Here is a 22,258-nt window from a genome sequence, read left to right as displayed (position 1 = left end):
CCGGCGTCGTCAGGGCGTCGCGGGAGCGTCCGACGCTTCCGAAGTGGTCGCGTCGTCCTGCGGTCCGAGCACCGGCTCCTGATCCGCTTCCCGATCCGGGTCGGTGCCCGCGTCGTGCGCGCCGCGCGCCGCCCCGGCCGCGTCGACGTTCGTGGCCGACCAGCCGTCGCCGAGCACCGCGCTCGGAACGATCGCGTGGTCGAGCGTGACGATCGTGCGCAGGAACCACGGTTGACGCGCGCGGCCCAGGGACTCGAGTCCGGGCGCGGTCACGAGCAGGAACGGTCGGCCGGCGAGCCAGGACCAGTGGACGGTGTCCCCGCGCGCCGCCGTGAATTCGCGCTGGGTCTCCACGCCGGCGAAGCCGCGTTCGACCGTGCCTCCGTCCGGATCGGCGTAGTCGAACGCGAAACCGCGCGCGTCGGCGCCCAGTTCCCGCGGAACGCCGAGGATCGCGATCCAGTGGGCGGCGATCCCGTCCCACAGGTAGGCGCCGCGCTGGGGATACCAACCGGGCGCGAAGGCGCGCACGCGCACGATCGGAACGGCGCCGTCGGAGAGGCTGCGCACCAGGAGACCGTGCACGCGCGCGCACAGCTCCTCGTCGCTCTCGCCCTCGTTGCGATCGAGGTAGACGCCGACGCGCGGCCCCGCATCCAGGTCGGTCCCGAGGTCCGCGCGCCAGTCGTTGGTCCAGTCGACGAGGTCGTCGGGCGCGACGCCGCTGGCCGGGTCGAAGCGCGGATTCGTGCCGCCGCGTCCCGTGCGCGTGCCGTAGGTGTCGACGCTGGTCGCGATCACGCCGTCGCCCTGTTCCAACACCGCACGCGCCGGAGCACCGCCCTCCGCCATGAGCGCCGTCGCCAGCGCCGCCGGTCCGCACGACATCGTCGAGTGGACCAGTTGATCGAGGACCACCGGCGCGTCGAGCGCGACCCATTCGGTCTCGTGCACCGCTCGCGGCGCACTCGCGCACGAAGCGGTCCACGCGAGAACGAGGCCGACCACGACCCTGGCGAGCGTCCGGTTCACCAGGCCACCTCGCGGTAGAAGACGGCCGCGCCGGCCGAGAACAGGACCTGGGGCGCGGGGCACTGCAGGTAGCCGAGGATCGACGACCGCAGTTCGCCGGCTTCGAACTCCGGACGCCCTTCGAGGTGGCGCAGCAGGAGATAGGTCGCCGCGGCCTGGGAGGCGCGACCGGGGTCGCCGTCGCCCAGCGCGATGTCCGCGAAGGCTTCGGCGTCGAGTTCGTCGACCGCGTCGAGTGCGCGGCGGTCGCAGCCCGAGATGTCCGCTCCGCGCGCGCCGGCCATCAGCGTTCCCCGCGGTCCACCCTCGGTCCCGGCGTGCGGAGCGCGCAGGTGGTAGAGGTCCGCCGCGGCCACGATCAGCGTGCGACCTTCCATGGCGACGATGCGGTCGAGTCCGGCCAGCGCCGCCTCCACGCGTTCGTCGCTGCGCGGATCGCCGTCGGTCTCGAGCGCACCGACCAGCAGCGGCACCACGGGCGTCGTCGGGAAGAGGAGGCGGGCCAAGAGGACCTGGCGTTCGATCACGCTCGCGCGCGCATGGGCGAGCTGGTCGCGGCCGGGCAGCACGCCGAGTTCCGCCAGTGCGGCGCGGTCGACCGCGACCGGTCCGAGCGGCGTCTCGAAGTCCTTGGCCAGCGGCACGAGCAGCTGCGACAGGGGCGCGCCGACGCTGCCGAGCACGACGATGCGATCGATCTCGTCGCGCGCGTGACGCACCGAAGCCCAGGCGCGGCCGTAGAGCCCGGACGCGTTCGGCAGCGGACCGCCCGGCGCCCAGATCGCCAGCGCACCGGCCAACCGAGGCATGTACCAGTCGTCCGCGACGACCCCGCCGAGCCGCACGCGCAGGTCGAACGGGTCGGAGGGGTACTCGGTGCCGGCGCCGAGGGCCACGCGCCGCTCGCAGCGCCGGAACTCCTCGAAGGCGCGCTCCTGGGCCGAACGGAAACGCGCGTCCTCGAGCAGGTGCTCCCGCGAGAGGTGCTCCGCGAGCGCGGCGATGGCTTCGGGCTGCACCGGTCCGCGGGCGCCGAGGCCGATGCGCTGGGCCAGTTCGACGACGCCCGTCTCGCCGTCGAAGCCCTGGGCCCACGTCCACTCCTCGAGTCCGATCAGGAGTCCACCGGCCGCGGACGCACTCACACCCAACGGGTCGTAGAGCGCGACCTGGTCGCCGGGTAGGGGAGCGGAGACACCGAGACGGCGCAGGGGCGGGGGGGCGGACACGGTTCGAATCGTAGCCCGCCGCGCCGTCGTTCCCAGCGGGCGCCGGCTTCCCGTCGTTCGGCCCGTCGACCGTTACGACGGCGGCACCGTTCACCTAGGGCGTGCGCCGACCGCCCCCTTCGCCAGACCCACCGGACATCCTCGACCGAACCCGCGTCGCCGGTTCACCCCGATCGCAGCGGCGTGCCTCACCCCGCGGTGCGCTATCGTCCCCCCCTGGCCGATCCGCCCCATCCATCTTGAAGCTGGTCATCGAACACGACGGGTCGCGCACGGCCCTGCCCATCGCACCCAGCGGTCTGCGGATCGGGCGAGCGCTCGACAACGACGTGCACCTGGCCGACTCGCGCGTCTCGCGCCATCACTGTCGCGTCGAGCCGGCGGCCGGTGGAGCGCGGGTCGTCGACCTGGGATCGGCGAACGGGTTGCTCATCAACGGCGAGCGCACGCGCGACGGCTTCATCGGGCCGGGCGACGAGCTGCGGCTGGGGTCGGCGCTGTTGTCGCTCGAGCTCGACGCCGCCGCGCCGGAGGAGGAAGCCCTGCGCACGGAACTGGGGGACGTGGACGGCGCGGCTCTCGCGCTGCGCGCCCTGGCCGAGTCGGCCCGCGCGACGGCGCGCACGCCCGCGATCGAACTGGACGAACTCGTCGATCGCGCGGTCGCCGCCCTGCGCGCCGAGCGCGGATTCCTCGTGCTGCGCGCCGACCGCGATCCGAGCCGCGTGCGCGAACTCGGAACCGAGCGCGCGACGGCGGCGGAGGGCGAGGAGGTGCACCTCGTCGCGGCGCGCGCCTTCGACCGCAGCGACCTGCGCGGCGCGGTTCCCGAGCGCCTGTCATCGGCCGTCCTCGAGCGGGTCCTCGAGCGCGGCCAACCGCTGCACTCGCTCGACGCGGCGCGCGACGCGCGGCTCTCGGCGACGGCCAGCACCGACGAACTGGGGCTGCGCTCGCTGCTCGCGGTCCCGATCCGCGCGGGCGCCGAGGTGGTCGGCGTGCTGCAGGTGGACCACCGGATGCAGAGCGGGGCGTTCGAGGCATCGGACGTCGAACTCCTGGGCGCGTTCGCCGCGCTGGTCGAGCTGCTGCTCGTGCGTGCGGCCGACGAGCGTCGCACGGTCGAAGCGCGCGGTCGCGTGCGCGAACTGGCGGCGCGCCTCGACGCGGTCGGCCACGATCTCGGGGACGACGACACGCTCGCGGTCGCCGAGCCGGCGCGCACACGCGAGTACCCGACGATCGTCGGTCGTTCGCTCGCGATGCGCGAGGTCTTCGATCGACTCGATCGGATCGTCGACTGCGAGCTGCCCGTGTACGTCCACGGCGAGAGCGGTACCGGCAAGGAACTCGTGGCGCGCGCGATCCACGAACACGGTTCGCGCAAGGGGACCGCGTTCGTGAGCGAGAACTGCGCGGCGCTGCCGGACTCGCTCCTCGAGTCGGAACTCTTCGGTCACGCGAAGGGCGCCTTCACCGGCGCGGACCGTTCGAAGAAGGGTCTGCTCGAGCAGGCCGACGGCGGGACCCTGTTCCTCGACGAGATCGGGGACATGAGTCCCGAGATGCAGAAGAAACTCCTGCGCGTGCTGCAGGAGGGCGAGCTGCGGCCCGTCGGCAGTTCCCAGCGCGTGAAGGTCGACGTGCGCCTGGTCTCGGCCAGCCACCGCGACCTGGAACGGCTCGTCTCCGAGGGCGCGTTCCGCGAAGACCTCTACTACCGCATCAACGTGCTCGAGCTGCGACTGCCGCCCCTGCGCGAACGGCCCGAGGACGTGCCGCTGCTGGCGCGTGCCTTGCTCGAGCGCGCCGCACACCAGATGCACCGCCCGACGCCAGCGCTCGCGCCGGCCGCGCTCGAGCGCCTGTGCCGCCACGGTTGGCCCGGCAACGTGCGCGAGCTCGAGAACGAGATGCGCCGAGCCGTCGTGCTCGGTTCGGAGATCGTGCGGGCCGAGGACCTCTCGACGGGTATCGGCGTCGCGATCGCGGACGAAGCGCCGGCGCCGTCGGCCAAGGGCTTCCGCGGCGATCTGCCCGCGGTGTTGGCCGACTTCGAACGGCGCGCGATCGAAGCGGCCCTCGCGCGTCACGACGGGAACAAGAGCCGGGCGGCGGACGACCTGGGGCTCTCGCGCTTCGCTCTCCAGCGCAAGCTCGACAAGTACGCCGAGCAGGACGGGTCGACGGAAGACCCCGGTTCCTGACGGACACGCCCCTCGGCGGCGCTCGGACACCGCCAGCCGGTAGGTGCGGGCGACGGCGATACTATGGAGAGACGTGTCGCCCGACTTCGAAGCCCTACCCGACCGCGATCCCGAGTCGCACCCCGCCGGGGGCGCGCGCGGTGAGCCGGCGGGGGAGGACGCGAGCGAGACGGCGAGCGACACTGTGAGCGACACTGTGAGCGACCTGGTGGGCGATGCGTCGATCGCGCCGGTCGCGGGCGCCACCGGCTCGACCGAGGGGGTCGACCCGAGCGCCCCGCGGGCCCCGCGACTGGCGAACGCGCCGCGGATCCCGGGCTACCGGATCGACGGCGTCATCGGTCGCGGGACGACGGGCACCGTCTACCGCGCCGTCCAACTGGCGGTCGAGCGCGAGGTCGCGGTCAAGGTGCTGCACCCCGAACTCGCCGCGCGCCCGCAGGTGGTGCAACGACTGCAGCGCGAGGCCCGCACCATGGCCCGACTCGCGCACCCGCACGTGGTCGGCGCCATCGACATGGGTCAGGTGGACGGACGTTGGTGGTTCGCGATGGAGCTCGTCGACGGGCCGTCGCTCGAACAGCTCCTGCGCACCGACGGACCGCTCTCCGAACGCGAGGCCCTGCGGCTGTTCGCGCCCCTGTGCGAAGCCGTCGAGCACCTGTGGGAGGACGGCGTCGTGCACCGCGACATCAAGCCCGCGAACATCCTGCTCGAGCGCACCGGGCGCGGCGCCAACCGCCACTACCGCGCGCGACTGGCGGACCTCGGTCTCGCGGTCGGTCACGACGACCCGACGCTGACCCGCCAGGGCGGCACCGTCGGCACGCCGCACTACATCTCGCCCGAGCAGGCGCGCGATCCTCGGGACGTGGACGTGCGCTCGGACCTGTGGGCGCTCGGAGCGACCCTGTTCCACGCCGTCTGCGGTCGTCCACCGTTCGACGGTTCGTCGGCGGCCGAGGTCCTGTCGGCGGTGCTGCACCAGAGCGTCCCCGATCCGCGGCGGGTGCGCCCCGGCCTTTCGCCGGGTCTCGCGCTCGTGCTGCGCAAGTGCCTCGTGCGCGACGTGGAGCGCCGCTACCAGTCGGCCGACGCGCTGCTGGCGGACATCGAACGACTGCGCGAACGCCGCGCTCCGCAGGTGCTGCGCTCCGAGTTGGATCCGCTCGAGCCCGATCCGCGTCCCTGGCGTCGGCCGTTGCCCTGGATCGGCGCGGCCGCCCTGGCGGGAGCGGTCGCGCTCGGTCTCTACTTGGGTGGGGGCCCCGAGTCGTCGATCGACGCCGGGCGTTCGGCCAGCGATCCCGGTTTGATCGTCGCTCCCGCGAAGGAGCTGCTCGCCGCAGCGGACGCGGAGCCGCGGCTCCTGCGCGCGGGCCTCGTCGAGCTCGAACGGGTGCGCGACGAGGCGTTGGCGGCCGGGATCGCGTTCGAGTGGGGCGCGATCCGTCGCGACCTGGTCCAGGGCTTCGTGCGCGCGACCGATGCTCTCGAGCGCGACCTCGCGACGCGCATCGACCAGGACCTGGCCCTCGACGACGAGATCGCTGCTCTGGCCGAGATCGCCGAGTTCGAGGACGTGGTCGCCGCGAGGCTCGGGCTCGCGTTCGACGAGTTGCCGGCCGAGGCGCGACTCCCGCTCACGACGCGCGTCGAGCGCTTGAACGAGCGCGTTCGAGCTCGCATCGACGCGCGCGTCGCAGCGATCGAGCGCGCCGTCCGCTCGCACTACGAGGCGCTGCTCGCACCGCAGGTCGACCTGCTCGAGCGCGAGGAGCGCTGGCGCAGTGCGCGCGGCATCCTCACGCTCACGCCGCGTGAGCTCGTCGAGCAGGCCGGGCTCACCGCGGCCGGACTGCCGCTCGCGGCGTTGGCCGACGCGACCGACGAAGTCCTGCCGCGCATGGCGAGTCGGCGCAACGAACTCGACGATGCGTGGATCGCGCGCCAACGCTCGCTGCGGGACGTTCTGCGACTCGAGGCCCAGCGGCTCGAGGAGACCGCTTGGCCAGATGTGCCGCTCGACCCCGCGGTCGCGCTGCCGGCGATCCTCGAGGACCAGTTGGAACGGATCGGGCTCGTGCGCGAGGAGAGCCTGCGCGCCGACGGACTCGAGGTCGACCGCGACCTGCCGGAGCTGGTGGAGCGCACGCGCGAGAACATCGCGAGGCGGCTCGAGAATGGCGCCCGCGCGGACGCCGACCTGCGCCGCGGCCCCATCGCCCGCAGCCTCGGCGAGCGCCGCTTCTACGGCGACCTCGAGCGCGTCTGGAACGAGTTCGACGAAAGGCTGGACGCGATTCCGTCCGGGCTGATGAGCGCGAGCGCGCGCCGCGAACTCGAGAGCGAGGCGCGCGCGTGGTCGGCGGAGGCCGGCCTGCTCGAAGGCGTTCTCGACGCGGCCGGCGAGGCGGTGCTCGAGCTCGTCGGGAGCGAGGCGAGCTTCTACGTCGTGCAGAGCGTGAGCGCCTCGGGTGTCGTCAAGAGCGGGCCCGATCCGGTTCGCGACGGGTTCTGGATCGAGGTGCGCGAGGGCAGCCAGCCCTATCGCATGAACATGCGCGTCCTCGGCGGCAAGTCGCGCACGCTCGCGCTGCGCGACCTCGAGCGGCTCAGCGGACTCTCTACGGTGGACGCGGCCGACCTCACGACCGAGCAGTGGCTCGCGCGCGTGTCGCTGCGCTGGTTCGAAGGCGATCTCCAGGGCGCGATCTCGATCTGGAACGACGCGCGCGCCGCGAACGCGTTCGCCGGGGAAGGTCCGACCGGTGAACTCATCGACCGTCTCCCGCGCCGACTCCTCGGGGGCATCGGCCCGGACCGTCGAGCGCGGGTGGATCGGCTGCTCGAGGAGCTCGACGGCGGGCTGGCCGAGCGCGACCCAGAGCTGGCCGCCTGGTTGGCCGAGGCCCTGTTGGGCAGCCACATGGACGACCAGCGGATCGGACTGCGCGCCTTCGAACTGGCTCGGATCGCCGGACGCTAGATCAGGAGGCCTCGGGCTCGAGCGGCAGCCGCTCCAGCGCCTGCCGCGCGGCCGAGAGGTGCTCGGCCGTGGGTCCGAGGCGGCCCTCGAGCAGGGTCAGGAGTTCCTCGAGCTCGGCGCGCGTCGCGCCGCAGGCCAGGGCCCCGCGCAGGTGGGAGGCCAGTTGGCGCGCGGGACCGCGCAGACACAGGGCCGTGACCGCCAGGAGCTCGCGCTCGAAGGTCGCCAGGCCGCCGCGCGTGAGGACGCGGCCGTAGGCATGCCCCAGGACCCAGCCGTGGAGCTGTGGGTGGCTGCCGAGGGCCTGTTCGACCCGCGCTGCGTGGTCGCCGTAGATCCGGCGGAAGAGCTCGCGGCCGCGGTCGGGGAGGTCCGGTTCCAGCTCGGACTCTTCGGGGGAGGGGGCGCCGACGCCTCCGGCGCGTTCCAGCCGCCCGAACGCCTCGACCACCTGCGGGAAGCCGACGAACAGATGCAGCTGCAGGAGGGCCTCGCGGAAGCGGCGGTCCGGGGGGCGCACCGCGCGCAGGGCGAGCAGAGCGTCCCAGTCGCCGCGACAGACGGCGATCGAGAGGTCGACCAGAAGTTCGAGCGGCGCGATTCGGCTCACGCTCCGACGGTAGCGCGGCGATCTGCTGGTTTCGACGGGCGAGCGGGAACGAATCGGGGGGCCCGACCATCCCATGGCGGTCCAACCTGCGGTGCTCGAGGCTCGGGACCGCTCCCGCGCGGGCGTTCCGCCCTCGACTCGAGCGGCCCCGACGGTCGATGGACGCGGATGGCGGCGGCTCTTCGCAGGAGCTCGTCGACGCCCCGACCCACGTTCCCGGCTATCCTGAGGGATCGCGCCCGAACGCTCGAACTCGCGTCCAGGACGACGTTTTCGCGCCCCGCTCGGCGGCGGTCCTCTCCCACGCTCGACTCTCTCCCCCCGTACTTCGGACATGAAGCAGATCCTGCTCGTCCTCGTCCTCCTGGCGACCGCACTCATCGGTTTCGTCGCGGTCCGCACGCTCAACTCCGATCCGGCCAAGCGGTCCGGAGGCGGTGGGACGGTTCCGGTCGCGCCGAACATCACCCTGCCGGGACAGGGCAACCAGCGGGCCGGCCAGCAGCGCAACAACAACGTGCGCCCCGGGCGACCGAACACCACCACGCGGATGGTCCAGTGGAAGGCGATGGCATCGCCGGAGTCGATCGTCGCGTGGGACGATCTGTGGTCCTTGGACCTGGACGCGATCGATCTGAACGCGCCGGTCCTGGTCGAGATCGGCGACCTGAAGATCACCCAGAACGAACTGCGTCGCATGGCCTGCCTCGAGGTCCTCGAGAGCTACAACCTGGCGGTCCTGACCGAGGAGGTCGCGAAGGCGCTGTCGTTCGCTCGCGGCAACGCCTACGAGTTCGACCAGGCGATGTACGAGGAGCTCGTCGAGCGCCAGACGGGGCTCGCCGGCCTGAGTCGCGACGAGCGCAACAGCCAACTGGCGATGCAGACGCGCACGCCTCCCGAGGTCGCCGAGGAGACCCACCGGCGCATGCTCGCCGGACTGGTCTACAACGTCGTCGGCGGCGCGGTGGACGACCTGCCGGCGATGATTCTGCTCAACATGCAGCGCTCGAACCCGCGCGGAGCGGACGGCGAGAACGTCGAGATCGAGGGTGGCAAGGGAGCCATGGGCACCCTGGTCCAGCTGCGCGAGATCTGGAACCGCGTCCATTCGGCCGAGACCTACGAGGGTCGCGAGGAAGACCTCGACAAGCTCAGCGGCATCGTCTCCCTCCAAGCCGCGTTCCAGCAGGGCGCGCGCAACCGCGACCTGGGCCTGCGCTGTTGGACGTTCCTCGATCGCGCGGCGATGGACGACGACGTCTACATGCGCATCTCGCTCGCCGATCTGGACGACGACGAGGTCCCCGTGGCGCCCTGGCTGCACGGTGGCGAAACGGTCGAACTGCGCGTCAGCGAGATGTGGCCGCGGATCAGCGAGTTGATCGACGACGCCCAGCTCCAGCTCTCGCTCGTCAACCTGGTCTGGTACCGGGTGCTCGGCGAGCAGCTGCGAACGGCCGGGATGCTCGGGACGGACGAAGAGGACTTCCAGCGCGCCGCCGAGTCGCACCTCGAACTGATGGGCGCACTCAACGACACGGTCTTCACCTCCCAGTCCCAGGGCTATCCGACGGTGCACCACTTCCGCGTCGCCCAGAGGCTGATGCGCGGTCAGCGCGCGCTGCTCCCGTCCGGATGGGACGACGAAGTCGTTCAGCGTCCCTTCTTCAACAAGAACCGTTTCTTCATCGAGCGTTGGAACCCCCAGCTCGAGTTCGCCTACTTCCCGGCACTCGACATCTCTGCGACCTCCGAAGGTCAGGGCTGGCGTGTGGACTGGGAAGGAGCGCTCGAGAAGGCCCGCACCATGAAGGGACGCGTCGCCCTCGGTCAGGACTTCAGGCAGCTCGTGCGCGCGCACACCGACGAGCTCAGCAAGACGATGTCCGAGGCGTTCGGCACCGAGCTGGGCCAGGAGTACGCCCAGCGCCTGCGCGGCGGCCTGATGGTCGGCACGCTGCGCGACGTCGAGACGCGCATGGGGGAGACGGAGTTCAACGAGCTCATCCGAGGCACCTCCTACGTCAAGTGCCTGGCCGCCTACACCGACGTGGGCGAGGTCTCCGAACCGCGGCGCATCAGCGGTGGATACGCCCTCGGGCGCATGACCTCGGCCGAGCTGGGCGCTCTCGAGCGCGACTGGGAGGACTCGACGACGATCTGCGAGTACTTCTACCTGCGCTCGGAGTTCCTGAAGTGGGCGAACGGCGTCCTGCGCGACGCGGCCTACGTCTACCCCTAGGCGCCGCTCCGCCCAGGCGCCGCTCCGCCCAGGCGCCGCTCCGCCTCGGCGCTGAGGTCCTCGGTCCTGCTGGAGCACCTCCGCGTCGAGACCACGTGTCGGTCCGCGAGGGGTGCACCGGCGTGGGGGCGCGTTCCGACGGCCAGTTCCGAGGCTCCGTCCGTCGGGCCGACGGAGGTCGGTGAGAGCGGAGTGGGCGCCCCCGCACCCGAGACCGATCGGTGGCCGCCGGCCGCACCGCGCCCCACCCACGCCGATGGCGCCGTGAAGCCCTGACCGGTTGGTCCGTCAGGACCTCGCGAGCGGGAGTCCGGTTCGCGGCCGCTCGATCGGAGCGATCGGCGACCAGCCGCGGACCGCAGTGATCGAGGCGGCGCTCGTCGACCGAGCTGGGGCGACCGAGCTGGGGCCGACCGACGCCACGGCCCCGTGGGCACCGTCAGGCCGGCGCGTACCGTCCGATCGTCTCGCCGAGCCGGACCGCCCGGCCGGGCTCCAGCTCGGCGGAGGGGACGGGGCCGTCGGGCGGGGTCACCAGGATCACCGTGGACCCCATCTCGAAGCGGCCGAGTTCGTCGCCGACCGCGTAGTGCAGCCCGGCCGGCACCGTCGAAGCGCCTGTCTCGACGCCCTCCAGTCGGATGCGCGAGACGTTCAGCGCGCCGACCATGACCAGGAAGGCCGGGCCGCTCTCGGTCTCGATCTCGACCACTGCCCGCGCGTTGCGGACGAAGACCCGCGGAATGCGCTCGAGGACCTTGGGGGCGACGGAGATCCGTTCGCCCTCGATCCACGTGATCGAGCGGGGACGGCCGGCGAAGGGGCTGTGGACGCGGTGGTAGTCCCGGGGCGACAGGTAGAGGATCCAGCTCCACCAGCCGTCGAGGCGCTCGGGGGCCGCCGGGCCGAGGAGTTCGCGAACGCCGTAGGGCTGGCCTTTGGCCTGGAGGACGTGCCCCTCGCCCCCGATCCGCTCGATGCTCTGCACCCGCCCGTCCACGGGGCTCGGGAAGAGCACGGGGTCGGTCGGGAAGCTGCGCCGCCCGGGGGCCAGGCGGCGCACGAAGAAGTGGTTGAGGCTGCGGTACTCGTCGAGCGGGCGCTCGACCTCCTCGAGGTTCGCGCCCACCGCGGATGCGAATCGCCGCCAGGCGAAGGCACGCGCGAAGCGAGGGAGGGGGAGGTCGGCGAGTAGGCCGACCAGGCGACTCGAGAGCAGGCGGTGGTCCATGGCAGCGGAGCGCGAAGGCGCGGGGACGAACAGTGTGCGGTCGGACTCCGGCCCTTGTGCGCGCTCACCGGGCGATTCGGGGTGGCGGTTCAGGGGTGGCGCGCGTCACCTGGACCGGTGCCGAGCCGTCGGTCAGGGTCCCAGTGCTCGCCGGTGTGCGGGAGGCCTGAGCGGCCGGTGAGGCGCGCGGCGCGCACAGGCGTCGTTTCGGGGGGACGGTGCACGTTCCAGGACGCGAGGCCCGGCCTCGCGGTTCGAGCCCCCGCGGTGTCCGTGGTCCACCCGTTCGGGGCGGGGGCTGCATGGCCGACCGTGCGTCCAACGGAGCGGGGAGCGGCGTCGCAGAGCGCGATCCGAGTCGCCGCTCCGCTGCTCAGCCTTTCAGCCGTTCAGCCGATCCTCCTTGCCCACGAGCCGCCGCGGTTCGCCGTGGTGCACGGCGTGCCGGAGCATGGAGATGTCGGCCTCAGGGCGGGGCGCTTTCTGTGGCTGATCGGAGGCCTCGGCCACACGGCCGGCTCGGTCGGCCGCTCCCTGTGGAGGCGTCGTGCCGCAACTGCGCTCGGGGCACGAAGAAACCCTCCTGCCCCGAAGGACAGGAGGGCGTTCGCGTCTGGAACCCGGCCGGGGGTTCCAGTCAGGCCTGGCTCATGCCAAGCCCTTCAGCGATCCGTGTGGATCAGTGAAGGGTGACGGTGAGACCGGTCGAGAACTCAGCAATCTGCAGCACGAAGGTCGCGTCCAGTTGGAGCGTGACCGCGTTCACACCGAAGTGCGATCCCGCCAGAGCAGCTTGCGGAGCAAGCGGCAGCGACGAGGACGCGCTCATGCCGTAGTTGGCAGTGCCGTAGCCGTTCGACTGAAGGGCACCGGCGAAGCCGTCGGCGGTCGGACCCCAGGAGGGGAGGAACGTCGAACCGATCGTCAGCAGCGCGTTGTTCAGCATGAAGTTGAACAGCGGGTCGCCGTTGAAGCCGGGGGTGCCGGAGAACGCGTTGATAGCCAGGAGCTGGTTACCCGCGCGGGTCGTCGACTGAACACCGACCAGCGTGTCGCCGGGGGTCTCGGGCAGGGCCAGGTTGACCGTCTCCCACGAGGACCAGGTGAACACGTTGACCTGGGGAAGCGTCACAGCCGGGCTGGACGACCACAGGAACAGCGGGAAGTTCACGAACAGGAACGGGTTCGCGTCGACCGGAGCGGTCGCCGGAGCACCAGCGAAGTTCGGGTTACCAGCCGTGGCACCGACACCGAGGGCGTAGCCCTGGGCACCAGCGAGGTGGTCGGTGAGACGAAGCTCGACGCGGTCACCAGCGGTGGCGTTCCAGTCCGGACCAGCCGAACCGTGGATGCCGCCGACGATCGACGTCGAAGCCGCCTTACGGACGGACCACAGGGCGGGCGTCGTGGTCGCGAGACCGCTGAACACCATTTCCTGCCAGAACTGCGTCGCGACGGGCGCGAGCATACCGGTGTTGGCAACAGCGAAGCCGTTGGTACCGGCCGTCACCCAGCGCATGCTGTTGAAGGTTCCGTTGGTGACCGCGTTGGCACCGCCGTACAGACCGGAGCCCATCAGCGCGTTGCCGTCGGCGATACCGCCCGGCGAGGCCGGGTTGTCGCCGAGGAACTCGGTGGTGGACGCGGTGAAGTACTGCTCTTGGCCGAAGCCGCCGCCGCCGTTGCCGCCGTTGCCGCCGTTACCGCCGTTGCCGCCGTTTCCGCCGTTGCTGAAGCCCGGGCAGTTGGCCGGGTTGGCAACGATCTGGATCGTCGGCATCTGGATCTCGAGGATCACGTTGGCGACGAGCGTCTTGCCGCTGGTGGCGGTGAAGACGTTCGGGCCGGTGACGGGAGCGCTCGAGAAGTCGAAGTAGACGTCAGCCGACAGAACACCACAGGTGCCCGGAATGAAGCTGAGGTCGGGAACGACGACGGTACCGGCGTCACGGAAGACAGCGCCCGGCTGAGCGAAGTCGAAGAGGGGCGACGTGCAGATGTCGCCCGTCAGGTCTTCGGTCGCACCGGAGGACACCGTGATGTCACCGAACGTGATGTCGGCTCCGAGTCCCGCACCTTGCGTGATACGGACGAACGACACCTCGTAGGAGCCGGACTGGTTACGGCCGCCCTGGAACGAATCGATTCCGTGGCAGAGTCGGACGTTGTTGAACGCGCCGAAGCCCGTGCTCGGAACGCCCTGGATGAGGAGCGAGTTCAGGTCGAACTGCCCCTGGTAGCTGAAGATGTAGCCGATATCGGAGTTGTGGATGGTGTGCCAGTTGAACGACAGATCGCTCGACTGGGCCATCGCCGTACCGGCGAGGGTGGTAAATGCGCCTGCAACGAGCAGGCTTTTGAGACTAGTCATGGTTTCGGAATCCCGATGGGCCCATACCTGCGAGTCGCGATCCGGATCGGTGTCCGGCCGGTGCTCGTCGGTCGGCGCGCGGCGATGGGTGCCACTCGTCGTCCGTCCGAACGTGGTGCGCGCGGTGCGTGACTCGGTCCGTGTCGGCGCTCCGAAGAGCACGTTCTCGAACGTTGGTCTCGCACCCCGTTCACCGTGGCCGTACGCATAGCGAACGAAGTCACGTCGCATCCGGTCCGATGCTCGATGACCCCGCGGACGCGCAGGGAAGGCGGATGGGGTTTGCCTGTCCGTGGTGACCGTACCGCGGACGTCACTTCATTGTGAGTGAGCTTGGCTTTCGCTCGTCCGTTCCCGCCGACGTGCCCGCAACACACGGACCCGCCCTCGAGAGCTGGACACATTGGCCCTCCGAGCACCGCGCGAACGCGGATCCGGGGGGCTCCTCAGTGTATCCCGGATGGACGGCACCGCCGGAAGTTTCCCCTGAACCTGAGGGGGCCTTCTAAGCCCCTTTCAGTTCGGGAGTTGCCTCCATGGCGCCGAACCGCCGCCGAACGGAGCGCGCGCGCGTTCGCGGTCCCCTCGGGGGGGCTCCACGACAGCACCACGTCCGGCTCGGTCAGCCATTCGGGGACCCGCCACGCGGCGGGCTCCTGGTGCCATCGGACGCGACCGCCTCCCATCTTGACCGACATTCGCGCCACCGGGTCGGAGGGCCGTCGGTGGCTCGAAGTCGCTGGTGCCCGCCCGGGCCGTCGTCGGTCCACGGACACCCGCGCGGTCCGGGACGCTTCGGGGAGGCGAGCGGCGGGGGGAACGGCGAGATCTCGGGGCCCGCCCGGTACTCTGGGGGCCGCCTCGAGGAGGCCGGGAGCCGTTCGAGGCCCCTTCCTCGGGCCCGTTCTCGGGGTCTTCGGGCCCGCCCACCACCGATCCTGCGTCCAGTCGATGAGCCTCCCGTCCTCCGGCCTGCCGCCGCGCCCCCCCGTCGTCGTCGTCCTGGCCGCCGGGCAGGGCACGCGCATGAAGAGTCCCGTGCCCAAGGTGCTGCAGCCCCTCTGCGGCCGACCGATGCTCGGGTGGGTGCTCGACCAGGCCCGCGGCCTCGACCCGGCTCGGATCCTCCTCGTGGTCTCACCCGGTGGCGAAGCCGTCCTCGACGGGCTCGAGGCCGCGGGCGAGCTCCCGCGCGGGCGCGACGAGCTGACCGTGGTGGTCCAGGAACAGCAGCGCGGCACCGGCGACGCGGTCCGCAGCTGCATCCCGCACCTGGTGGGGGATCCGGACGCGCCGGTGGTCGTCCTCTACGGCGACATGCCGGCCCTCGGTGTCGCGACTCTCGAGCGGCTGCGCGCGTTGCAGCCCGAAGGCGGCCTCGCCCTGCTCACCGCCGTTCCGCCCGATCCGATGGCCTTCGGGCGCATCGTTCGCGACGGGGGAGGGCGCGTCGTCGGCATCGTCGAAGAGCGCGACGCGAGCGTGGATCAACGGGCGATCCGCGAGGTCAACGCCGGGGTCTACTGCCTCGCGGCCGGACTCCTCGTGGACTGCCTGGCGCGCCTGTCGGACGACAACGCCCAGGGCGAGCTCTACCTCACCGACGTGGTGGCCGACGTGGCGGGTCGCGGGCTCGGCGTCGAGGCTCTCGTGGCCGACGACCACCGGGAGATCCAGGGCGTCAACACCCTGTCCCAGTTGGCGCGCGCTCGCGCCATCGTCCAGGAGCGACTGCTCGAACAGCACCTCGCCGCGGGCGTCCGCATCGAGGATCCCGCTACCACGACGATCGAGTACGGCGTCGAGATCGGCGCCGGAACCACGATCTTCGCTTCGACGGTCGTGCGGCGCGGCGTCGTCATCGGGACCGACTGCGAAGTCGGTCCGTTCACGCACTTGCGCGTCGGGTCCGTGCTCGAGCAGGGGGCGCAGGTCGGCAACTTCACCGAGACCAAGAACGCGCGACTCGGAGCCGGGGCGAAGGCCAAGCACCTGTCGTACCTCGGCGACGTCGAGATCGGAGCGCGCTCCAACATCGGTGCGGGCACCATCGTCGCCAATTACGACGGTGCGAAGAAGCACCCGACGCGCATCGGCGAACGCGTGTTCATCGGCAGCGGGAGCGTGCTCGTCGCGCCGAGCGAGATCGGCGCCGGCTCGCTCACCGGAGCGGGGGCGATCGTTCCGCGCGGGACGGTCGTGCCCCCGGGGGAGATCTGGGTCGGCGTCCCCGCGCGCTACCTCAAGGACCGCTGATCCGATCCGCGAGCCCGTAGGCCCGGCCGCGCTCGAACCGCCGACCATTCCGCCCGGTGGTCCTTGCCTTCGCGGCGGGGACTTCCATGATGGCCCCGCGCCGGAGCGACGGTGCGTGCGCGCGGTTCGAACGCCATCGACGTTCGTCGCCGGGTTCGACGCCACGCTCGCTCTCCCGCACCCCCCCGCCCCTGGCGCTCGTCGAGCGCCGAACCCCGACCCGACCGGAACCGTGGCTCAATTTCCCGAGCAGCTGACTCTGATCGCCGGCAGCGCGCACCCCGACCTGGCGCAGGCCATCTCCGCCGCGATGGACGCGCCCCTGTGCGACGCCCACGTCGGACGGTTCCCGGACGGCGAGATCGACATCAAGATCAACTCGGACGTGCGCGGACGGGACTGCTTCGTCCTGCAGCCCACCTGTCCGCCGGTGAACGAGAACTGGGTGGAGCTCCTGCTGCTGCTCGACTGCCTGCGCCGCGCGTCGGCCGGACGCATCACCGCCGTGATGCCGTACTACGGGTACGCGCGCAAGGACCGCAAGGACGAGGGGCGCGTCCCGATCAGCGCGAAGGTGATGGCCAACACGTTGGTGCAGTCGGGTGCGGATCGCGTGCTGACGATCGACATGCACGCCGCGCAGATCCAGGGCTTCTACGACATCCCCGTCGACCACCTGTACGCGAAGCCGGTGCTGCTCGACGCCGTGCGCGATCTGGACCTGAAGGACCCCGTCGTCGTCACGCCGGACGTGGGGGGCATCAAGATGGCGCGCGCCTACGCCCGTGCGCTGCACGCGGACCTCGCGATCGTCGACAAGCGTCGCGTGTCCGGTTCCGAGATCGTCGTCGAGCACGTCATCGGTCAGGTGAAGGGCCGCAACGTGATCATCGTCGACGACATGATCTCGACCGGCGGCTCGATCTCCGAGGCCGCGCGCATCGTCCGCGACTCGGGGGCGGAGCGCGTCGTGATCGCCGTGACCCACGCCGTGCTCTGCGGACCGGCGGTCCAGCGCCTCGACGCCTGTCCGGCCGAAGTCATCCTGGCCACCGACACCATTCCGCGCCGTGGTCAACAGCCCAAGCGGTTCCAGTCCGTCTCCGTGGCGCCGCTGGTGGGGCAGGCCATCTCGAACATCCACCGCAGCCAGTCGGTCAGCAAGCTGTTCGACTGAGCCACGGGCGGTGGTCGGGGGGCGCGGTCGGGGGGGCGCGGTCGGGGGGCGCGGTCGGGGCGGAGTGGGGGGCCGACGGGCGAAAATCCCTGGCGCCCGGCCCCACGGGCGGCATACTTCCCGCCCCGAATCGCGGCGGCCGGAGACCGGTCGTCAGGACGGATCGGATCCGATCGGCCCCGTGCCGATCTTCACCCCTGTGTTCGTGCGCGGGGCTCTCGCCGCACGAAGACGAACCATCCAGGGACCCTCCCATGAGCAGTGAACTGAAAGCCACCAAGCGCGACCGCGTCGGCAGCCGCGCCGCCCGCGCCCTCCGCGCCCAGGGCCGCATCCCGGCCTCCATCCAGGGGCAGGAGAAGGACAACCTCGACGTGTCGCTCGAGGCCGCCGCCTTCCTCGCCGCCCGCCGTCACCACGAGAGCCTGTTCGACATCGAGGTCGCGGGCGCCGGGGTCGAGACCGCGATGGTGCGCGAGATCCAGTACGACGCCTTCGGCGACAACGTCATCCACGTGGAGTTCCGTCGCGTGGTCCGCGGCGTGGCGATCGAGTCCGACGTCGAGCTGCACTTCGTGGGCATGTCCCGCGGCGGCGTCCTCACGCCCCTGCACCGCACGATCACGATCCGCGCCATTCCGTCGAAGATCCCGGACGAGATCGAGGTCGACGCCTCGCTCTTCTCCGAGGGCCAGACGATCCTCGCCTCGGACATCAAGCTGCCCGACGGCGTCGAGCTCGCCATGGCCGCCGACGAGCACATGGCGGTCGTCGCCGGTGCCGCGGGCGCGGAGGAATCGGACGAAGAGGTCGAGGAGTCCGGAACGGGCGAAGCCTGACCCCGAGCCTGGTCCAGGGGGCCAGCGGATCCCCGACTCCGGGGGCCGTGAAGGGCTCCGCCCTGGCACCTGTCGGCACCGAACCGGCCCGCGAGCCCTGCTCGCGGGCCGGTTCGCGTTCCGGTCGGCCCGCGGCGCCGGTCGCCCCACCGATCGACCGCCGCGATGCCCCCGGTCCCCAGCGATCCGGCTGGGGGATGGCGGAGGGACGGGCGGCTCCCTACACTCTTCGCCCCTCGTCGATCGCCGACACCCGTCGGCGCGTGGCCCCGGCACCGCCCCGATCCTCGAACCTCCTCGTGAAGCGCATCCTGGTGGGACTGGGCAACCCCGGTCCCGAGTACGTCGGCACCCGTCACAACGTCGGGTTCGAAGTCCTCGACCGCGTCGCCCTGCACGAGGGCCTGCTCTTTCGATCACCGGCCTCTCTCATCCGCTCCGGAGCCCTCGACGGCTACGGAGGCGAACGCTCGTTCCTGTGCGCGCGGAGCTTCGACCCGGACGTCCTCCTGGTGAAGCCCACGACGTTCATGAACCTGTCGGGGGAGGCCGTGTCGCCCATCGTGCAGTGGGCCGGTGTCACGCCGGCCGACGTCCTGGTCGTCTACGACGACATGGACCTTCCGCTCGGCCGCTTGCGCATGCGACCGAGCGGGGGACACGGAGGGCAGAACGGAATGCGTTCCATCATCGACGCCCTCGGCTCGAACCTGTTCCCGCGCCTGCGGATCGGGATCGGCCGAACGTCAACCGACGCGGCGCGTCACGTGCTCAGCCGGTTCAACGACGACGAACGGATCGAGATCGATATCTCGGTGGCAGAAGCCGCCGAGGCCGCTCTCGACTGGCTCAAGTCGGGGGACACGGAAGGGTGCATGACGCGGTTCCACAGCCGCTGGTCCCATGGTGCCGACGCGTGAGAGTCCTTGCGGACCCCGCGCCACGCCCGCCTCGAAATCAACACGAAGACAACGACATGACCAACACGTACGAAGGCATGTTCCTCGTCGACAACGACCTCGTGCGGGCCGACTGGGCCGGCACGAAGTCGATGGTGACAGGACTGCTCGAGAAGCACGGTGGCACCGTCCGCAGCGCACGGCGCTGGGACGAGCGCGCCCTCGCCTACCCGATCCGTGGGCGCCGTCGCGGCACCTACATCCTGACCTACTCGGAACTCCCCGGTGACAGCATCGAGGCGCTCAAGCGCGACCTCGAGATCACCGACGGCGTCCTGCGCTACCTGATCCTGCGCGCCGAAGAGGTGCCCGCCGAGGAACTCGAGCTCACCGCCGCCGAGTCGAGCGCCGAGTTCGAGATGCCCGAGATCCCGTCCGACGACGAGGGCTACTACTCGCCGCTGCAGAACCTGGACGAGGACGACATGGAGGACGACTCGGACGACGACGACGACGATGACGACGACGTCTCGAGTCCCCCGCGCCCGCGTGTCCGACGCACCGAGGAGCTGCCGAAGTCGGCTGCTCCGAAGTCTTCCGACGCTCCCAAGGCCGACGCCCCCAAGGCCGACAGTGAAGAGGTGAAGAGTTGATGAAGCCCGCCGCACGTACCACCAAGAAGCCGTCCCCCGTCGCCGGGAAGGACGAAGCGATCGACTACAAGAACCTGGAGCTGCTGGCCAAGTGCCTCTCGTCCCAGGGGCAGATCGTTTCGCGCCGTCGCACCGGACTGAACTCCCAGCGCCAACGCGAACTCAAGAACGCGATGAAGCGCGCCCGTCACATGGCCCTGCTGCCCTTCGTGGCCTGAGCGAACACCCAGAGTCCATCGAGCTATGAAGTCCACCCAGGTCCTTTTGCGTGACAATGTCACCCACCTCGGCAAGGTCGGGGACGTGGTGCAGGTCGCGCCGGGCTATGCCCGCAACTTCCTGTATCCGCGGGGTCTCGCGATCCATGCCACGCCCGAGAACATCGCCGTCATGGCACGCAAGCGCGTGCGCCAGGACGCGGTCGAGGCCGAGCGCATGGCGGAGTTCCAAATCGTCGCCGACAAGATCGAAGGCGTCTCCGTCACGATCGAAGCCAAGTGCGACTCGACCGGGTCGCTCTACGGCTCCGTCGGTGCCGCTCAGATCGCGGCCGCCATGGTCGCGGCCGAGCACGCGATCGAAGAACGCCAGGTTCGTCTCGACCACCCGATCAAGGAGATCGGCGACCACGAGGTCCAGGTCCACATCCACGCCGAGCTGAACGCGACCATCAAGGTCGTCGTGCAGCCCGAAGGTGGCGTCCTTCCGGCACCGCCGCCGGAGGCCGTCATCGAGGACGACGACGACTACGACGATCGCGACTGAGCGGTCGCAGGTCCCCGCGCCGTCCCGACCGGACGGCGCCGAGTGACGCGGGCGCGTCGGCGAAATCGCCGGCGCGCCCGCGTTCGTCGTGGCCGCGGGGCTCCGGTCGAGAGGCTCCGGCCGAGAGGGCCCAGTCATCCGTTCGAAGCGACGGATCCACCGGGCGCGTCGCCGTTCTCCACACGCGCACCGACTCCATCCACAGATCGTCCACAGGTCTTCGACACAGGCGATCGCGGGGCGTCCGACGTTGGCGGCGCCGGGCGCGAGCCGTGGACCCGCGGCCGCGTAGAATCTGGACCATGAGCGAGCACGGCATGAGCGAGCACGGCATGGGCGAGTACGGCCCCGGCGAGGCAGGACGGACGCCTCCGCACAACCTCGACGCAGAGCGGTCCTTGCTCGGTGCGCTGCTGATCGATCCCGAGCGCATCCCGGAGGTCTCCGAGCTGCTCGGCGACGACGACTTCTACGACCGCCGGCACGGCCTCCTCTTCGCCGTCCTGCGCGAGCTCTCCGAGCGCAACGCGCCGATCGACTTCGTCGCCGTCGGTGAGGCGCTCCGGGCGCGCGGACACTTCCAGGAAGTGGGGGGGTCCGAAGGGCTCGTCGCACTCGCACAGCACGTCACCTCGTCCGCGATGCTCGGCCACCACGGTCGGATCGTGGCCGAGACGGCGACGCTGCGCGGCTTGATCCGCGAGTCCACCGAGATCGTCCAGAAGGCCTACGACACGCGACCGGACGGCAGCGCGGTGCAGGACCTGCTCGACGAGTCGGAGAACCGGATCTTCCAGATCGCGCGCACCAGCGATGTCAGCGACGCGCAGCCGATCGCCCACGCGATCACCGAGACCTTCCGCAATCTGGACAGCCGCTCGGGCGACGAGGGGCTGACGGGGATCACGACGGGCTTCTACGAACTCGACGAGACGCTCAGCGGCCTCAACAAGGGCGAACTGATCATCATCGCGGCCCGCCCGTCGATGGGGAAGACGGCCTTCGCGCTCAACCTGATGGAGAACGCGGCGTTCTCGCACCCCAGCTGGCTCGACCGCCGACCGTCGGTGCTGATGTTCAGCCTGGAGATGGGCGTGAACTCGCTCGTCGCGCGGATGCTGTGCTCGCGCGCCCGCGTCCCGGCCTACCTGCTGCGTTCCGGACGCCTGGGCGGTGATCTGCGCCAGGACCTGGCGGCGGCGGCCGACGAGCTGCAGAGCACGGGCATCTTCATCGACGACACGCCTGGCATCTCGATGATGTCCCTGCGCAGTCGCGCACGTCGGCTCGCGGCCAGCGAGAACGGGCTCGACATGATCGTCGTCGACTATCTGCAGCTGCTCAGCTTCCCGCGCTCGGAGAGCCGGCAGCAGGAGATCAGCAGCATCTCGCGGTCGCTCAAGGAACTGTCCCGCGAACTCGAGATCCCGGTCGTCGCGCTCGCCCAGCTGAGCCGCGCGGTCGAGAGTCGTGATCCTCCGCGCCCTCAGCTCGCCGACCTGCGTGAATCGGGTTCCATCGAGCAGGACGCCGACGTCGTGATGATGCTCTACCGGCCCGAGTACTACGCCAAGTACCGCACGGACGAGAACCGCGGCATGGCGGAGGTCGTGATCGCGAAGCACCGGAACGGCGCCACCGGCGAGATCCGCCTGCAGTTCTTCCCCGAGCACATGCGCTTCGAGAACCGCGCACCCACCGGCGTCGAGCAGATCTCGATCTGAACCCGCGACGAACGGGTCCACGCGACGCCGC

The 22,258-nt window shown here is 70.9% G+C and carries 16 protein-coding genes; 11 read left to right on the top strand and 5 right to left on the bottom strand.

What is annotated here, in order from left to right; genetic code table 11:
* Positions 1-9 precede the first annotated feature (9 nt).
* Both Pla163_RS14680 and amrB read right to left on the bottom strand, forming a co-directional pair.
* Positions 10-1,032, bottom strand: a complete 1,023-nt coding sequence (locus Pla163_RS14680) for a hypothetical protein (RefSeq protein WP_419185971.1) — start codon at positions 1,030-1,032, stop codon at positions 10-12.
* Positions 1,029-2,261, bottom strand: coding sequence for an AmmeMemoRadiSam system protein B (amrB, locus tag Pla163_RS14675; RefSeq protein ID WP_419185970.1), 1,233 nt, complete (start codon positions 2,259-2,261; stop codon positions 1,029-1,031). The genes Pla163_RS14680 and amrB overlap by 4 nt, the downstream gene beginning before the upstream one ends.
* A 239-nt stretch (positions 2,262-2,500) precedes the next feature.
* On the opposite strand from amrB, the gene Pla163_RS14670 reads away from it, so the two are divergent.
* Together Pla163_RS14670 and Pla163_RS14665 are read left to right on the top strand one after the other, a co-directional pair.
* Positions 2,501-4,468 carry a sigma 54-interacting transcriptional regulator gene (locus Pla163_RS14670; RefSeq protein ID WP_419185969.1) on the top strand — a complete coding sequence of 656 codons (1,968 nt, stop codon included), beginning with the start codon at positions 2,501-2,503 and terminating at the stop codon, positions 4,466-4,468.
* 73 nt (positions 4,469-4,541) lie between these two features.
* The gene (locus tag Pla163_RS14665) at positions 4,542-7,457 is read left to right on the top strand and encodes a serine/threonine-protein kinase (RefSeq protein ID WP_145190015.1); all 2,916 of its coding nucleotides are present in this window, start codon (positions 4,542-4,544) and stop codon (positions 7,455-7,457) included.
* Between the two features lies 1 nt (position 7,458).
* On the opposite strand, the gene Pla163_RS19125 is transcribed toward Pla163_RS14665, so the two are convergent.
* Positions 7,459-8,067 carry a carboxymuconolactone decarboxylase family protein gene (locus tag Pla163_RS19125; protein ID WP_419185968.1) on the bottom strand — a complete coding sequence of 203 codons (609 nt, stop codon included), beginning with the start codon at positions 8,065-8,067 and terminating at the stop codon, positions 7,459-7,461.
* Positions 8,068-8,401: 334 nt separating this feature from the next.
* On the opposite strand from Pla163_RS19125, the gene Pla163_RS14655 reads away from it, so the two are divergent.
* Positions 8,402-10,312: a hypothetical protein gene (locus Pla163_RS14655; protein ID WP_419185967.1), complete on the top strand. Its 1,911-nt coding sequence runs from the start codon at positions 8,402-8,404 to the stop codon at positions 10,310-10,312.
* A 439-nt stretch (positions 10,313-10,751) separates the two neighbouring features.
* On the opposite strand, the gene asd is transcribed toward Pla163_RS14655, so the two are convergent.
* A complete protein-coding gene (gene asd / locus Pla163_RS14650; RefSeq protein ID WP_145190006.1) occupies positions 10,752-11,543 on the bottom strand; it encodes an archaetidylserine decarboxylase in 792 nt (263 codons plus the stop codon).
* A gap of 679 nt (positions 11,544-12,222) precedes the next feature.
* Positions 12,223-14,145: a hypothetical protein gene (locus Pla163_RS14645; RefSeq protein WP_145190003.1), complete on the bottom strand. Its 1,923-nt coding sequence runs from the start codon at positions 14,143-14,145 to the stop codon at positions 12,223-12,225.
* Positions 14,146-14,865: 720 nt separating this feature from the next.
* Here Pla163_RS14645 and Pla163_RS14640 point away from each other — a divergent pair.
* The 8 genes from Pla163_RS14640 to dnaB all read left to right on the top strand — a co-directional run bounded on the left by Pla163_RS14640 (position 14,866) and on the right by dnaB (position 22,227).
* Positions 14,866-16,170 (top strand): bifunctional UDP-N-acetylglucosamine diphosphorylase/glucosamine-1-phosphate N-acetyltransferase GlmU, encoded by a 1,305-nt coding sequence (locus Pla163_RS14640; RefSeq protein WP_145190000.1) that lies wholly within the window; start codon positions 14,866-14,868, stop codon positions 16,168-16,170.
* Positions 16,171-16,402: 232 nt separating this feature from the next.
* Positions 16,403-17,347, top strand: coding sequence for a ribose-phosphate diphosphokinase (locus Pla163_RS14635; RefSeq protein WP_145189997.1), 945 nt, complete (start codon positions 16,403-16,405; stop codon positions 17,345-17,347).
* Between the two features lie 254 nt (positions 17,348-17,601).
* Entirely contained in the window at positions 17,602-18,186 is a 585-nt protein-coding gene (locus Pla163_RS14630; protein ID WP_145189994.1) for a 50S ribosomal protein L25, read from the top strand.
* 299 nt (positions 18,187-18,485) lie between these two features.
* Positions 18,486-19,106 (top strand): aminoacyl-tRNA hydrolase, encoded by a 621-nt coding sequence (pth, locus tag Pla163_RS14625; RefSeq protein ID WP_145189989.1) that lies wholly within the window; start codon positions 18,486-18,488, stop codon positions 19,104-19,106.
* 56 nt (positions 19,107-19,162) lie between these two features.
* Entirely contained in the window at positions 19,163-19,738 is a 576-nt protein-coding gene (rpsF, locus tag Pla163_RS14620) for a 30S ribosomal protein S6 (RefSeq protein ID WP_145189986.1), read from the top strand.
* Positions 19,738-19,956 (top strand): 30S ribosomal protein S18, encoded by a 219-nt coding sequence (rpsR, locus tag Pla163_RS14615; RefSeq protein ID WP_145189983.1) that lies wholly within the window; start codon positions 19,738-19,740, stop codon positions 19,954-19,956. Before rpsF ends, rpsR begins: the two co-directional genes overlap by 1 nt.
* 25 nt (positions 19,957-19,981) lie before the next feature.
* Positions 19,982-20,503, top strand: coding sequence for a 50S ribosomal protein L9 (gene rplI / locus Pla163_RS14610; RefSeq protein WP_145189980.1), 522 nt, complete (start codon positions 19,982-19,984; stop codon positions 20,501-20,503).
* A 302-nt stretch (positions 20,504-20,805) separates the two neighbouring features.
* Positions 20,806-22,227 carry a replicative DNA helicase gene (gene dnaB, locus Pla163_RS14605; protein WP_145189977.1) on the top strand — a complete coding sequence of 474 codons (1,422 nt, stop codon included), beginning with the start codon at positions 20,806-20,808 and terminating at the stop codon, positions 22,225-22,227.
* The last annotated feature ends 31 nt before the right edge of the window (positions 22,228-22,258 follow it).

The organism is Rohdeia mirabilis, assembly GCA_007750655.1.
Lineage (GTDB): Bacteria > Planctomycetota > UBA1135 > UBA1135.
Note: the sequence above shows the minus strand (reverse complement) of the source record. Positions and strands in the feature narration are given on the sequence as shown.

Excerpts from the sequence above, each read along its gene's own strand:
- Pla163_RS14655 (WP_419185967.1), top strand. The coding sequence starts at position 8,402 with ATGAAGCAGATCCTGCTCGTCCTCGTCCTCCTGGCGACCGCACTCATC.
- rpsF (WP_145189986.1), top strand. The coding sequence starts at position 19,163 with ATGACCAACACGTACGAAGGCATGTTCCTCGTCGACAACGACCTCGTG.
- Pla163_RS14630 (WP_145189994.1), top strand. The coding sequence starts at position 17,602 with ATGAGCAGTGAACTGAAAGCCACCAAGCGCGACCGCGTCGGCAGCCGC.
- asd (WP_145190006.1), bottom strand. The coding sequence starts at position 11,543 with ATGGACCACCGCCTGCTCTCGAGTCGCCTGGTCGGCCTACTCGCCGAC.
- Pla163_RS14645 (WP_145190003.1), bottom strand. The coding sequence starts at position 14,145 with ATGCGACGTGACTTCGTTCGCTATGCGTACGGCCACGGTGAACGGGGT.
- rpsR (WP_145189983.1), top strand. The coding sequence starts at position 19,738 with ATGAAGCCCGCCGCACGTACCACCAAGAAGCCGTCCCCCGTCGCCGGG.
- dnaB (WP_145189977.1), top strand. The coding sequence starts at position 20,806 with ATGAGCGAGCACGGCATGAGCGAGCACGGCATGGGCGAGTACGGCCCC.
- rplI (WP_145189980.1), top strand. The coding sequence starts at position 19,982 with ATGAAGTCCACCCAGGTCCTTTTGCGTGACAATGTCACCCACCTCGGC.
- Pla163_RS14640 (WP_145190000.1), top strand. The coding sequence starts at position 14,866 with ATGAGCCTCCCGTCCTCCGGCCTGCCGCCGCGCCCCCCCGTCGTCGTC.